The following is a 14,062-nucleotide window of genomic DNA, read 5'->3' on the forward strand; positions in this document are numbered from 1 at the left end:
TTGTATACTTTATATAAGTATACAACATATATTAATTGTACTTAAAACCAACTAAGTTGCTGTTTTTCATACTTTCTTTTATAATCATTTATAATATCTTTCATATCATATAATAGATTATACTTTTCACACTCTCTCTTAAATACATTGAATAAATATTCATAGTTCCTTGCAGGATTCTCATAAGACTTACCATAAGAATCTGTATACCTTTTATCTAATTCTTGATTCGGAAATATTTTTCTTAATTGTTCAAAATAATACTCCCTTTGGTTATCTCTTAATGTAACTCCTAATCCATAAGAAAATATAAATTTTGCTCCGCATTTATATGCTGATTTTATAATATTTTTTATATTTTCTTCATTATCATTAATAAAAGGCATAATTGGCATTAATAATACACCAACATATATTCCATTATCAGATAGCTCTTTTATAGCTTTAAATCTATCAGAAGTTGGACATACATTTCTCTCTATCTTTTTGCATAGCTCATCATCATATGTTGTTATTGTTATTTTTACAATAGTAGGTGAATGACTTTGTATCTTTTTTAATATATCTATATCTCTAGTAACTAAGTTACTTTTTGTTGCAATAGCTATTCCAAATCGATTTTCATCAATTAATTTCAAAGCTTCTCTTGTTAACATATATTTTTTTTCAAATGGATTATACGGATCACTCATAGCCCCTGTACCTACAACACCTTTTGTTTTTTTTGATTTAAGATTTTTCTTTATTATTTCTATTGAATTTTCTTTTATTCTAACTCTATCAAATTCAATAATTTGATAGCAACTACTTCTAGAATCACAGTATATACAACCATGACAACAACCTTTGTATATATTCATATTATAGTTTATACCAAACCAATGTGGATTTTCTTTATACGTAGACGATACTATTGATTTACTTTGTATTAATTCCATAAAATTTTATTCCTTTCTGTTTTATTTATTATACTATTTTACAAATAAAAAGGAGTGTAGAAAATATTTATCTACACTCCTTTTTTATAAATTTTATCTTTATATTTTACTATTCAAAAGTTACAGAGTCACTCTCTATATTAATAACATATTCATCAGATTTTTCTAAAAGAGATTCATTCATGACACCAATAAATTCTCGTTTTGTAGTATCTTCATTATCTTCATTAAAATACTTTTCTAAAGGAGTCCCTACATACTTATCATAATCTGAATTCTCATATGATATACCACTTAAAGTATTTATATTAAAATTAAACTTATACTTTAATATAGGTAAATCTAGACGCACATTAGAGTTTGAGTTTATTGTAAGGTTTTTAGCTATTGGTAAATTTGTATCAATACTTATATTATTATAATAATCACTATTTAGTGTATATATTTCTACTTTATTAGGTATTATAGAATCCTCATAAACAGTGCTTCCATCATGTATATTTACACTATATGATTCTACTTTGATATTTTCTATACCGTACATTTCCGAAGTAGATAAATATACATCAAGGTTAGACTTGATATTTAAATTCTTAAAACTTAAACTTGGATCTAATGATATATTACCATTATTAGTTTCAAAATTTAAAGTATCTGATACTACATCTTTTTCAACATTTAAATATCCATTAATAGTTTTTACATCTATATCAGTTTCTTTAGGTAAATAAATTACTATAGTAGACATATCATACGTATATATCTCATCTATTATTTGCTGAACAATATCATCTACATTTTTAGCATCTTTCTTGACTCTTTTACTTTCTTCACTTATTATTAATTCATTATTTTCATTATTAATAGTAATATTGCTTATATCTTTATTTCCAGTTCTTTCAACTAAAACATTGTTTTTATTATGATGTCTTATCTCAATATGGCTAACTGGTAATTCTACACTTAACTTAGATATATTTAATTCTCCATCGTATAAAACTTCATTTTCATTAAATTTGCTTTGTACCTCATCGTATTTACTCATAAGTGATGGCATAGCATTTATTCCTGATATGATTCCACCTATAACACCCGTTGTAAGAAATACTACTCCAATAGTTGTAGCTATATGTTTTTTATTCATCTAGATCACCTCCATATTGATCATTTTCTTCTTTCTGTATACTTGCATTTATATATCTTTGATTTGTATTAATCCATCTTATATATCTTTTTGTATATTTTTTTTCTAATTTTATAAGTTCAATAAATAATTGCCATATTAATATTTCAAAACCTATATAAGCAATTACTCCAAATATAACTACTAACTTAACTTCAGGCATTACAGACATTAAACTTACTGCAAAAGGAGCTCCTACTGCCGCTAAAACTACTGAGCTTACAAGCCCTAATGCAAAGCTAGCTGTTCCTAAGAAAATACTTATTACAATTGGTATTAATATTATAGTAATTAGTACTTGTAAAAGTCTTGTTTTCTTTCTTGATTTAGCATGATCTTTATCATTTAGATTTATTTTAAATTTATTTGAATATCTTTTCAATTTACCTTTTACTTCTATTAATATGCCTTCAGCTTTACTCTTTATTTTACTTGTATTTTTAGAATTACTTTCAGATAATAATTCATTAGCTATTTCTTTTGGGGATCCTAAACCTGATATTATCTGCATATCACTTTTACCTTCTATAGCTCCATCTATAAAATACTCTTCGTAATCTCTTAATATATCCATTACTTCATCTTCAGAAAAACCCTTCTTAAGATAATCTTTTAATATTTCTAAAAAATCTTCTTTTTTCAACTTTATCCCTCCTTAATCATTTATAAATGAGTTTACAGCCACTACAAACTCATTCCATTCTTCTTTTAACCTATTTAAATTTTCTATACCATCTTTTGTTATTTTATAATACTTTCTTGCTGGCCCTTCACTTGATTCTAATATATAGTTTTCGAAATATCCTTCTTTCGTTAGTCGTCTAAGTATAGGATATATTGTTCCTTCATTTACTTCGATTACTTTTGAGATATTTTGAACTATTTCATATCCATACATATCATTTTTTGATATTAATGTAAGAACACAAATTTCAAGAACACCTTTTCTAAATTGAGTATTCATCAACTACTCCTTTCTTATTCTTTATCTTGTATAAAATGCATAGTACTGTGTAAAACATAATACCTACTTTTAAGATAACACAGTACTGTGTTTTGCACAATACTTTTTATAATATATAATATGCATTATTTTATAAAAAAAGCTTAGAGTGTTTACTCTAAGCTTTTTTAATTTAAATTATACTATACAGTCGCAATATTCTTTTCCTTTTCATTTTCATCTATAATCTTTTTAGTTTTGCTATAATAAGCAAACATTAAAGGAACAGCTGCGGCTATCCAAGCAAGTGGATCTGATAAACATATTCCTGTAAATCCAATAAATTTAGGAAGAGTAAATGCAACTATACTTCTAGCAACTAATTCATAAACTCCTGCCATCATTGGTATAAAAGATTCTCCCATACCTTGTAGTACATTTCTATAGACAAATATAAATCCTAAGAATATCATAAAAATTGCAGAATAATTAAGCACTTCTTGAGTATATCCAACTATCTCCGCACTTGGATTTTCCATAAATAGCATTACGAAATACTTTCCAAAGAAAACTAAAACAGCTCCTGCAATTAAACTTGTTACAATAGAAACTTTATTCATTATACTAACACCATTTCTTATACGATCAAATCTTTTCGCACCTAAATTTTGACCTGCATAAGTAGCCATAGTAACTCCAAATGATACTAATGGTTGCATAACTAATTGAAGTACTTTAGACGATGCTGTATATGCTGCTATTATATTTGAACCAAATACATTTACAGCACTTTGAACTATAATTATACCAACTGCTGTCACTGAAAATTGTAATCCCATTGGTATAGCAATTTTTAAATGTGTACTATAATAGCTTTTTTCTACCTTAAAGTCTTCTTTTTTAAGTCTTAAAACTTTAAACTTTTTATAACTATATACTAAGCATAATATTGCAGATATACCTTGAGCTATATTTGTAGCATAAGCCGCTCCTGCTACACCCATTTTAAAGTTTATAATAAACACTAAATCCAAAACTATATTAAGTATTGAAGATACTATTAAGAAATATAGAGGAGTTTTACTATCCCCTAATGCTCTTAATATTCCTGCTGCCATATTATAAGCCGTTTGAGTAAATATACCAGCAAATATTATAGTTATATATGTGTTTGCATCATTAAAAATATTATCTGGAGTATTCATAAGAGAAAGTAATGGATTTTTTACTATTAAAGAAACTGTAGTCATTATAATTGTTGAGATTATTGTTAACTTTATATTACTTGCTACAGCTTTTTTAAGACCAACCTCATCTTTTGCTCCAAATTTTTGTGATACTAATACCGAAAAACCACTAGTCAGTCCTAGTATCATACCATTTACTAAAAAGAACATAGAACCTGTAGAACCTACTGCCGCAAGTGCATCAACGCCTACAAACCTTCCAACTATTATAGTATCAACCATACTATATAATTGTTGAAATATATTACCTATAAGTAGTGGTATTGAAAATAACATGAAAATCTTTAATGGACTTCCTTTTGTCATATCATTTGTCATAATTCACCTCTAGATTATTATTTATAATTTTTCTCTGATTATAGATTATATCTATCATCATATACTTATGTCAAATAAAACTTTCTTTAAATTTTAAAATCTTATTATTCCTTTAGATCTTCTATATCTACGATTAGGATTTCTTCTATTTGCAATAAATTCTAAATGATTTAAAAAATTATCTGCTTCATTTTTTGTATTATAAAGACCAAGACTCGCTCTTACCATACCATAGTAATAATCCCCTGAAACTATATCTCTATATGCATCACTATCACTAGCTCCTAACAGTCTATATACATATGGGTGTGCACAGAATTTACCTGCTCTTAGTGATATTGCTTTTTCTGTAGCCATTTTTATAGCTAAATCTTCGTAATTTCTTTCATTAACATTAAATGTTATTACACCTAGTCTATCATCAGTATTATTTGTGTCTCCATACATAACTACATTTTTTATACTTTTCATATTATTTATAATATAGTTTTTTAGGTTAGACTCATGTTCTTCTATATTTTCAAATCCAATATTTTTTAAATCATTTAATGCTTGTGCCATTGATATTACACCAAAAAAGTTTTGAGTTCCTGCCTCAAACTTTTCTGGTATTGATGTCCAAATAATACTCTCATCAAATACACCTGCAACACATCCACCTCCAGATAAGAATGGATCTGATTGATTTAGATATTCTTTTCTTCCAACAATAGCTCCACTTCCAAAAGGTGCATAAGCTTTATGTGCTGAAAATGTTAAGAAGTCTATAGATTCTTCTGCACAATTTCCGTTCATATTAATCTCTTTATGTGCTACCAATTGTGCTCCATCAACTATTATAATTGCATTATATTTATGAGCTAATTTTGCAATATCATGTATTGGTGTAACATATCCTGTTACATTTGATGCACCTGTTATAGTTACAATTTTAATTTTTCCATTTGCTTTTATAAGCTCTTTTTCTATATCATCTATATTAATTCTTCCTAAACAGTCTACATCTACATAAACCATTTTTCCTAATTTTCTAAAGGGTAGATCATTAGCATGATGTTCCATTCTAGTTGTAAGAATCATATCTTCTTTATTTTTTATAAGTATATTTGCTAGTATATTTAATGACTCTGTATCAGATTTTGTATATACTACAGTATGAGTATTGCAACTACCTAAGCCAAAGAAGTCTAATATAGTATCTCTAGCCTTATTAAACATGGTAGTGCAATACTCACCTTTAAATCCTACGCCTCTAGCAATAGGTCCATAATATTTTATATTATCTGAAATTAATTTTGTTACACTTCTAAAGGGCGGCGTTGTTGCTCCATTATCAAAGTTAATAGGTGTTATATAAGTTCCATCCCCTAATTCAATAGGTTCATCTATGCCATCGTATAAATCTCTATAATCCATATAAATACCTCCTATTATACATTAGTATAGGTATATTATTTTATATAGAAATTTATGTTGATTTTCTATATTTTATTATATTTAAATTATCTATTTTCCATATACTTCTTTATATATAATATTTTTATATTCTTTAAAGTCTTTTGAATCTATCTTTTTATCATAGCTCATAATTTTTAATTCAAATGGTAAATCTCCTTCATTTAAAGGTTGTTGTAAATAATAAAAATCATTTAAATAAAAATTTAACTTTTCATAAAATTTAATTCTTTTCGTAGATATTTCACATTGTGGGGGTTCTACCTCTAAAAATACTTCTTTGTTGCATTCTTTTAAGTAATTATCAATTAAAGAGGTTCCTACACCTTTTCCTCTTAATTTATTATCAACTGCTAAGTGCTCTATAAATACAAATTTTTCAAACTCCCATGTAGCCATTATTGCTAGTACTTCATCCTTCTCTTTAAAAATAAGGGGTCTATAGTTTTCTTTATCTAAAAGAGATAATTGATCTACATATTTTCTTCTTTCATTATCTGGAAATGATTTTTCTAGTATATTAAAAAATGATTCAAATTCTTCTTTTTTCATATCTATAAATTTTTTCTTCATCATAAATAATTCCTTTCAGCTATATTCTCTTATTTATTATACTAAATTATAATAATAAGAATCAATTTATATATAATTACTTGTATAAATATAAAAGGAGATAATTTCAAAATAAAATTATCTCCTTTTATATTATTTATATAGCTTCTTGTAATTCATCTAATGATTCATCTTCTAAAACACCAAGTTTTTTTGCAACCATCTTTGTAGTACTTGCTTGTACTATAAGAGTAACTAAAATAGTCATAAATACTACTGATGATATAATTTCATATCCTGGAAGTTTCATAGAAACAATTATTCCTGATAATGCAGCAGGTATAACGCCTGTTTCTCTAACCCACATCATAAATAATTTTTCTTTAAAAGTCCATTTTGAATTTTTATCAAATGCTGTACATATTAAAACTGATAATGGTCTTGCTACAAACATTAAAACTAATACTATTACTAATGCTGGAGCCCAATATTTTACAAGTGAGTTTAAGTCTACTTGTGTTCCTAAAACCACGAATATAGACATACGACACATTGTTCCTACACTCTCTGAAAAATGGTGTATAGACTGAAAATCGTATTCTGGTATCCAAAGTCCAAATAGTTTTTTATTTCCTGATATAAGCCCTGCCATAAATACAGCCATATATCCACTACCTCCAAGTGCAATAGCTATTTCATAAGCTAAAGCAACTTTAAGTATTGCCATGATAGGTGCATATGAGTGGAATACTCCTATTTTCTTATCAGAAACGAATACTGTTAATACATATCCAACTAATATACCTACTCCTACTCCTACTCCTGCAGACATTAGTAATTCTTTTACACTATCTAGTGCTGAAAACTCTCCACTAGTTACAACCCCTAGTAATGTAGATACTAGTATTGCTCCTACAGCATCATTAAACGCTGATTCACTTACTACTGTTTGCTTTATTTTATCTTTTATACTAACTTGCTTAAATACTGGTATAAGCGCTGCTGGGTCAGTTGATGCAATTACTGATCCTAAAAGTAGTGCTGTCATTATAGGTAGTCCAAATACCTTACTTGATACACCGCCTACTATAAGTGCTGATATCACAACTCCTACTGTTGCTAACATACCTACACTAAGCTTTACTTTATTTAATATTTTTAAATTTATTTCTTTACCACCTTCAAATAATATAAATGCTGATCCAAATGTAAGTATAAGATTATTTTCTACTGGAAAAGATTGTATACTTATTATATTTAGCATTGATGGCCCGATTATAATTCCTGCGATTAGATATAGTATTACATCTGGAATTTTTAGTATTTCACTAACTCTTCCTAAAACTATACCTGTGACACCTATAATTGCAAATATTAAAATTAAATTATTTGCTGATATTGCTTCTACTGTACTTTCCATACCGATGTCTCCTTTGTGTATATTTTTATTAATTCATAAATTGATAAAAGCAATTATAGACCTTTTAGTTGACATCGTCAATAGAATAATTTAAATTCTAAATATTTATATTTTTAACATATTTCATAATGTTTTTTAATAATATTACTTACTACTTTTATTTTAATGATTAAAGATAAAGCTTAGTTTCTATCCTTCTATCATATGATGACCATGTATTTTCTCTTGTATTTTCCTTTAATTGTTCTATCTTATTCATAGTAGCATCAACAGTATCTGCATAATTTAATATAAATGATTCCTCCATATTACAAGATTTTGGAGAACCATATTCAAGTTTACCATGGTGTTGTACTATACACCCCTTAATTCTTCTAATAAAATCATCACTAAATGGAATATCTAAATCAATAATTGCTCTATCTATCATTTGAATGCCTATAACAATATGACCTTCTAATTCTCCCTCTAAAGTATATTTAAAAGGACCGTTATAATCTAACTCATAAATCTTTCCTATATCATGTAGCTTTGCACTAAGAACTCCTATTTCCTTATGTCTACAATCATATCTATCACAAAGTACACTTGTTAAATACATTACATTAAGAGTATGCTCTGCAAGTCCACCGATATAATTATGATGCATAGATACACCACCTATACCTTTTTTGAACTTGTCTAAGAATTTTTCATCCTTAAAAAAATAATCATTTAACATTTTGCCTTGTGGTGAAGTTATATATATTTTAGTTAATTCTTCTATATCATTCATTATATCTTCTATAGGTCTTTTTACACTTACAAGATAATCCTCTAGTTCATAATTTTCAATTAACTTTAAATTTGTAATATCTATTGTATAGTCTTTATTTCCTTCTATTTCTATAACTTGACCTGGCTCTAATTTGATTTTTTGAGCTACTTTTCCATTTATGTATCCACTTTTATCACTTAATAAATATACAACTTTGTTTCCATCTTTGTATAATTTCTTCATTACCATAAGAGATACTTTTATATTTCCATCTTTTAATTCTGACAAAAAAATCTTTTTATTGCTCATAACCATCCTCCTTATATCAAAATAAACTTATAGACCTCTAAATCTATATACCCCTCACCTCAAACTCATTAATATATTAACCATTAAACAGTTGTTTTATTTTAATTTATATATTTATTTTATCTATAATAAATAATAATTGTTGATATTAAACATAACATATAATATAATTTAATCTATATAATTGAGTTCCTTAAAGGGGAGTAGCTTTCACAAATGTGATAATCAATCGTCATTTCGGATTAAGATCCCGGTTGATTAGCAAGAAATCTTGTTTGCAAGACCTTTAAAGATATTTTCATTCATTAAATGAATTTATCTTTAGAGGTTTTTTATTTTTAATAAGGAAGGTATTAAAATATGAACAAAATAAAAGATGAATTATATAAATCTATAAAATACGTAATTCCAATTGTGCTTATCTTTATAGGAATACTAATTTTAAAACATTTTTCTTCAATATCGAATTTTATAGCAATAAATTTATCTAATATTAGTGATTTACTTGCTCCATTTTTTATAGGTTTTGTAATAGCATATATACTTAATCAACCTTTAAAAATTTTAGAAAATAAATTTAAACTTAAAAGACCAATATCATTAGCTATAGTTTATGGTTTTGTAATAGCAGTAATAATATTTTCTTGGCTATTTATAATTCCAGTTATAAAATCAAATATAAATGATATTTATGCTTATATACCTCAAGGTGTTGATAGTATACAAGAATTTATAAATAATCTATCTACAAATTATAAGTTTAATATAAATAACCAAGAAATAAAGCTTCAAATAAATGACTTTATAACAAATATATTGCTTCCACTATCTACATCAACAGCTAGTATACTTAGCGAAATGATAATAAACACTACTAGTACCATAGTCTCTTATGTATTTAATGTATTTTTAGGAATAGTTATATCTGTTTATTTACTATTATCTAAAGAAAAATGTATAAATGTAATAAATATTTTATCTAAAAAATTATTGAAAAAGTATTACTTAGTCGTAAAAGAATTTGTTAATGTTTTAGATAAAAATATAGGAGTGTATATAGTTGCAAAAGCCACTGATTCAGCCATTTATTCAGTTATATGTATAATCATTCTTTCTATTGTAGGATCTAAATATGCTTTATTCTTAGGTATAATTGCTGGTATTACTAATATGATACCATTCTTTGGACCTATAATCGGTACAGTGATAGCTGTAGTTGTTAACTTATTCTTCTCTCTTGATAAAGCTATAGTTGTGTTAATAGTAATGATAATAGTTCAACAATTAGAAAGTGCTGTACTTGAGCCTTTCTTTGTAGGAAAACAAGTTGGTGTTCCTCCTATATTTACAATATTAGCTGTTACATTTGCTAGTAAATATACAGGATTTATTGGTATATTATTATCAGTGCCTATTACTGGTGTACTTTTAATGTATGCTAATAGATTTATAAAAAAAGAAACTGATTTGACATCTTAATATTAAAATAATAAAAATAAACCATATTGCTTATTTGCAATATGGTTTATTTAACTCTAAATAACATTTTCTACATAATGATTTTAAATTTCTATAACTATTATTATATCTATTTCCATTAATATGATGAACATGTAAATAGTACTTAGTAAGTGAACAATCAAGTCCACACTCTTCACAAGCCCAACCTTTTGATATCATATAACTTTGAGCAACATTTGCCCAATCTCTTGTGTAACTTTTATCATTAAATTGAATACTTTTATATTCAACATTAAAATTACAATCAACATACTCATCTTTTTTAATTTTCATATTGTCTATTATGTTTGTAAAAACTCTATTTTCATTAAAATCAGGTAATCTCATAATATACCTCTACTCATTATAATTATCTAAAATATCATTAATAGTTTCTTCTGAATTAGTAATAATTTTAAACTCAACTCTTCTAGATGCACTTTCATCTTCAGTATTATCTTCTTTTAATATACGCTTACTATAAGACATTCCATTTGCAGTTATATTATCAATAAGCCAATCTTCATATACTTGTAATTCATCCATATTCATAACATAATTAAGTACATTTCTAGTTCTATCTTGAGATAATTCCATATTTCCAAAATATGACTCTTTCTTAGTTGAATTTTCTTCCCATTCACTAGACGTATGCCCTTCTATTCTTATTTCATTTACATTATCTTTGTAATTATCATATACTAACTTTATATATCTAGGAAAAAATGAATTTAATATTTCTTTAAATTCATCTTTAAGTTCTGATTTACCTTTTTCAAAATAAACATCTGGTTCTTTAAACCTTATAGTACCATCCTTATCTATTTCCATATCCCAACCATTCATATCACTTTTAAACTCATTATATAAATCATAATATAAGTTTACTTTATTTTCTTCATAAGTTTCTACTATATTTTCAACTGTTTCTTGCTGTTTTTTTATTTTTATATTTTCATCTACAACCCTACTCATAAAAGCTACTGATATAAATAAAAATATTATCATTAGACCTGACATGAGATCTGATATTGAAGAAAATCCATTTTCTTCCGTTTTTTTCTTTCTTTTAAATTTATCAAGTTTGCTCATATATTATCTAACTCCTTCTGCTATTTTAACTACATCCTTTAACTTATCAGCAAGAGGTATATAATCTTTAGCAAATCTATTAGATATAGTAGCTAATTGTTTACCTAATGAATTTAAAGACTTTTCAAGTTCTATTTCAAGAGTGTTATCTAAATGCTCAATTTTTCTTGTAAATATATCTTCCATATCTTCTACCATAATTTTTATTTGATTTTGTGTTGCTATATTCATATTTTCTAATCTTTTAGTTGATTGTGAAATTGTATTATCTAAATTATTATTTATACTAATTGTAGATTTTTTTAAATTATTAACTTGATGATTTATGCAGTTATAATTTTCTTGTAGTGCATTTTGAATTTCTCTTGTAAATGAACTTAACTCATTATTAAATTTATCACTACTTCTTTGTAGACTGTTGCTTATTTCTGGTATGCATAAATTTATATCGTATACCATTTTCTTAAATTCACTTATATAATTTTTAACTTCTTCATTAAATATATTTTTATTTTCTTCAACTTTTGATATAACCTCAGATACTATATTTTCTAAATGCGCTTCTACATTATGTATATTTTCATAAAGTGAACCTTGTAGGTTGTTTACAGCTTCATTTGTATTAGTGTCTATATTTTCAAAATATGAATTTATTAGAGGTATTGACTGCTCGGCTTTTTGAGATATGCTAATTATTGATTTTGTTCCATCTACAATTATACTTTGAGCACATTTTATATCTCTTAAAATATCACTTAGGTTTTCATTGTTTTCTTTTATTAATAGTGAATTTTGTGATATATCTTTTATAGAATCATCTATATAAGTTATTGATTTTACCACTGTATTTAATTCTTTTGTTGTCATTTCTATTGTATTCTTATAATTTTCTTGCCAAGATAATAAATTCTCTACTCCGTTATTTAAAATTTTGAAAGTTTCACCTAATTTTTTAAATTCGTCTATAAGCTCATTTTGTTTAGATATTGTATTATTATTTAATTTCAAAATTTCATTGCTTATATCACTAGTAAATTTACTTTGATTACTTATCCAAACTTCACTTATTTTATTAAATACAAGTTCCGTATTTTTTTGATTTTCTATAAGTGTATTATTTACTGCTCTACTTTCATTTATCATGGTATTAAATAGCTCCATAATATCATCTATATTTTCATCGTCTTCATGCTTTAATGCAGTATACTTCATAAATATCGCCGCACTCATACCAACTATAGATGTTGCAAATGCTATCTTCATACCAGTAAGTAACATGGGTACACTCTCACTTATATTACTAGGGTCAAATTTCCAAAGTCCTATTGATATACCAACAAAGGTACCTAATACTCCTATAGTTGATGCAATATTTCCTAGTGATGACTCATTAGAATATTGTTTATCTTTTAAAAACTTATAAACTATCCATACAACTAATAATGCAAAGACTATTGTTACTATTTGTTCCAAACTTACCCTCTCCCTTACTTATATACTTTTTTATTATTACTTGGTATTAATATATAAAAAGACTAGCATTATATAATACTAGTCCTTATTTGTTGTTATTAAATCATATTTTTTATTTATTGAAATTATACTAATTATTACTAACCTTTTACTAATTCTAACTCAGTATCTTTTTTCTTTGACTTACTTGCCCAGTATTTAGAAAGTATTACTGCAAATATTGTTTGCCATGTTCCTGCAATAGCTGCTGGTAAAGCTACAATTAATGAAAAATGATTTACTGCTAGTGTAGTAGCTAGACCTGTATTTTGCATACCAACTTCTAGTGAAACAACTCTTCTTTTTTCTTCGCCCATACCAAATTTTGCGGCTAAAAGATATCCTAAAAAATGACCAAATACATTATGCACTATTACGGCTGTAAATAGTAATATTCCTGTACTTTTTAAATTATCAATACTGTTGCCAGTTACTCCACCTACCAAGCACATTAATGCCACACTTGATAGCATAGGTATACATTGCATAGGTATACATTTTTCAACTTCATTACTAACTCTAGGTAAGTATTTATTACATATACCTCCTGCTATTATGGGAACTAAAACTACCTTTACTATTGATAAAAACATTGATAATACAGATACATCTATATAACTTCCAGCTAAAGCTAATGTTATAATTGGTGTAGCTATTAGTGCTATAAGTGTAGATACCGTTGTTAAACTAACAGAAAGTGCCACATCCCCTTTTTCAATAAAACTCATCATATTTGATGAAATCCCACCTGCACAACTTCCTACTAATATAAGACCTATGCATATATCTTGTGGTAAATTTAAAAGTTTACATATAAGATATTCTACAAATGGCAT

Annotated in this window: 13 protein-coding genes and 1 pseudogene; 1 reads left to right on the forward strand and 13 read right to left on the reverse strand. The window is 26.2% G+C overall.

Annotated elements, in window-relative coordinates; translation table 11 throughout:
• Positions 1–41: 41 nt before the first annotated feature.
• The 9 genes and pseudogenes from I2A66_RS08935 to I2A66_RS08975 all read right to left on the reverse strand — a co-directional run bounded on the left by I2A66_RS08935 (position 42) and on the right by I2A66_RS08975 (position 9,122).
• Positions 42–938, reverse strand: coding sequence for an SPL family radical SAM protein (locus I2A66_RS08935; RefSeq protein WP_122638658.1), 897 nt, complete (start codon positions 936–938; stop codon positions 42–44).
• A 109-nt stretch (positions 939–1,047) separates the two neighbouring features.
• Entirely contained in the window at positions 1,048–2,082 is a 1,035-nt protein-coding gene (locus I2A66_RS08940) for a DUF4097 domain-containing protein (protein ID WP_147515835.1), read from the reverse strand.
• Between the two features lie 498 nt (positions 2,083–2,580).
• Positions 2,581–2,764, reverse strand: a pseudogene (locus I2A66_RS17860) (DUF1700 domain-containing protein); the annotation flags it as partial.
• A gap of 12 nt (positions 2,765–2,776) precedes the next feature.
• Positions 2,777–3,085, reverse strand: coding sequence for a PadR family transcriptional regulator (locus I2A66_RS08950; protein ID WP_122638655.1), 309 nt, complete (start codon positions 3,083–3,085; stop codon positions 2,777–2,779).
• Positions 3,086–3,267: 182 nt separating this feature from the next.
• A complete protein-coding gene (locus tag I2A66_RS08955) occupies positions 3,268–4,629 on the reverse strand; it encodes an MATE family efflux transporter (RefSeq protein ID WP_122638654.1) in 1,362 nt (453 codons plus the stop codon).
• 93 nt (positions 4,630–4,722) lie between these two features.
• The gene (locus I2A66_RS08960) at positions 4,723–6,045 is read right to left on the reverse strand and encodes an aminotransferase class V-fold PLP-dependent enzyme (RefSeq protein ID WP_195251467.1); all 1,323 of its coding nucleotides are present in this window, start codon (positions 6,043–6,045) and stop codon (positions 4,723–4,725) included.
• Positions 6,046–6,135: 90 nt separating this feature from the next.
• Positions 6,136–6,660: a GNAT family N-acetyltransferase gene (locus I2A66_RS08965; RefSeq protein ID WP_195251469.1), complete on the reverse strand. Its 525-nt coding sequence runs from the start codon at positions 6,658–6,660 to the stop codon at positions 6,136–6,138.
• A gap of 133 nt (positions 6,661–6,793) precedes the next feature.
• On the reverse strand, positions 6,794–8,056 hold the full coding sequence (locus I2A66_RS08970) for a cation:proton antiporter (RefSeq protein ID WP_122638651.1): 1,263 nt from the start codon (positions 8,054–8,056) through the stop codon (positions 6,794–6,796).
• A 169-nt stretch (positions 8,057–8,225) separates the two neighbouring features.
• Positions 8,226–9,122, reverse strand: coding sequence for a 3'-5' exoribonuclease YhaM family protein (locus I2A66_RS08975; protein WP_147515831.1), 897 nt, complete (start codon positions 9,120–9,122; stop codon positions 8,226–8,228).
• Between the two features lie 360 nt (positions 9,123–9,482).
• On the opposite strand from I2A66_RS08975, the gene I2A66_RS08980 reads away from it, so the two are divergent.
• Positions 9,483–10,601 (forward strand): AI-2E family transporter, encoded by a 1,119-nt coding sequence (locus tag I2A66_RS08980; protein ID WP_195251471.1) that lies wholly within the window; start codon positions 9,483–9,485, stop codon positions 10,599–10,601.
• Between the two features lie 30 nt (positions 10,602–10,631).
• Here I2A66_RS08980 and I2A66_RS08985 read toward each other — a convergent pair whose 3' ends face one another.
• The 4 genes from I2A66_RS08985 to I2A66_RS09000 all read right to left on the reverse strand — a co-directional run bounded on the left by I2A66_RS08985 (position 10,632) and on the right by I2A66_RS09000 (position 14,062).
• Positions 10,632–10,970 (reverse strand): HNH endonuclease signature motif containing protein, encoded by a 339-nt coding sequence (locus tag I2A66_RS08985; protein WP_122638648.1) that lies wholly within the window; start codon positions 10,968–10,970, stop codon positions 10,632–10,634.
• Positions 10,971–10,979: 9 nt separating this feature from the next.
• On the reverse strand, positions 10,980–11,714 hold the full coding sequence (locus tag I2A66_RS08990; RefSeq protein ID WP_147515829.1) for an OmpA family protein: 735 nt from the start codon (positions 11,712–11,714) through the stop codon (positions 10,980–10,982).
• Between the two features lie 3 nt (positions 11,715–11,717).
• Positions 11,718–13,187, reverse strand: a complete 1,470-nt coding sequence (locus I2A66_RS08995) for a hypothetical protein (protein ID WP_122638646.1) — start codon at positions 13,185–13,187, stop codon at positions 11,718–11,720.
• Positions 13,188–13,327: 140 nt separating this feature from the next.
• Positions 13,328–14,062 (reverse strand): bile acid:sodium symporter family protein, encoded by a 735-nt coding sequence (locus tag I2A66_RS09000; protein ID WP_147515828.1) that lies wholly within the window; start codon positions 14,060–14,062, stop codon positions 13,328–13,330.

It is taken from the genome of Romboutsia sp. 1001713B170207_170306_H8 (assembly GCF_015550495.1).
Taxonomy (GTDB): domain Bacteria; phylum Bacillota; class Clostridia; order Peptostreptococcales; family Peptostreptococcaceae; genus Romboutsia_E.

Coding starts and splice junctions, on each gene's coding strand:
- I2A66_RS08935 (WP_122638658.1), bottom strand. CDS start 938: ATGGAATTAATACAAAGTAAATCAATAGTATCGTCTACGTATAAAGAA.
- I2A66_RS08940 (WP_147515835.1), bottom strand. CDS start 2,082: ATGAATAAAAAACATATAGCTACAACTATTGGAGTAGTATTTCTTACA.
- I2A66_RS08950 (WP_122638655.1), bottom strand. CDS start 3,085: ATGAATACTCAATTTAGAAAAGGTGTTCTTGAAATTTGTGTTCTTACA.
- I2A66_RS08955 (WP_122638654.1), bottom strand. CDS start 4,629: ATGACAAATGATATGACAAAAGGAAGTCCATTAAAGATTTTCATGTTA.
- I2A66_RS08960 (WP_195251467.1), bottom strand. CDS start 6,045: ATGGATTATAGAGATTTATACGATGGCATAGATGAACCTATTGAATTA.
- I2A66_RS08965 (WP_195251469.1), bottom strand. CDS start 6,660: ATGATGAAGAAAAAATTTATAGATATGAAAAAAGAAGAATTTGAATCA.
- I2A66_RS08970 (WP_122638651.1), bottom strand. CDS start 8,056: ATGGAAAGTACAGTAGAAGCAATATCAGCAAATAATTTAATTTTAATA.
- I2A66_RS08975 (WP_147515831.1), bottom strand. CDS start 9,122: ATGAGCAATAAAAAGATTTTTTTGTCAGAATTAAAAGATGGAAATATA.
- I2A66_RS08980 (WP_195251471.1), top strand. CDS start 9,483: ATGAACAAAATAAAAGATGAATTATATAAATCTATAAAATACGTAATT.
- I2A66_RS08985 (WP_122638648.1), bottom strand. CDS start 10,970: ATGAGATTACCTGATTTTAATGAAAATAGAGTTTTTACAAACATAATA.
- I2A66_RS08990 (WP_147515829.1), bottom strand. CDS start 11,714: ATGAGCAAACTTGATAAATTTAAAAGAAAGAAAAAAACGGAAGAAAAT.
- I2A66_RS09000 (WP_147515828.1), bottom strand. CDS start 14,062: ATGCCATTTGTAGAATATCTTATATGTAAACTTTTAAATTTACCACAA.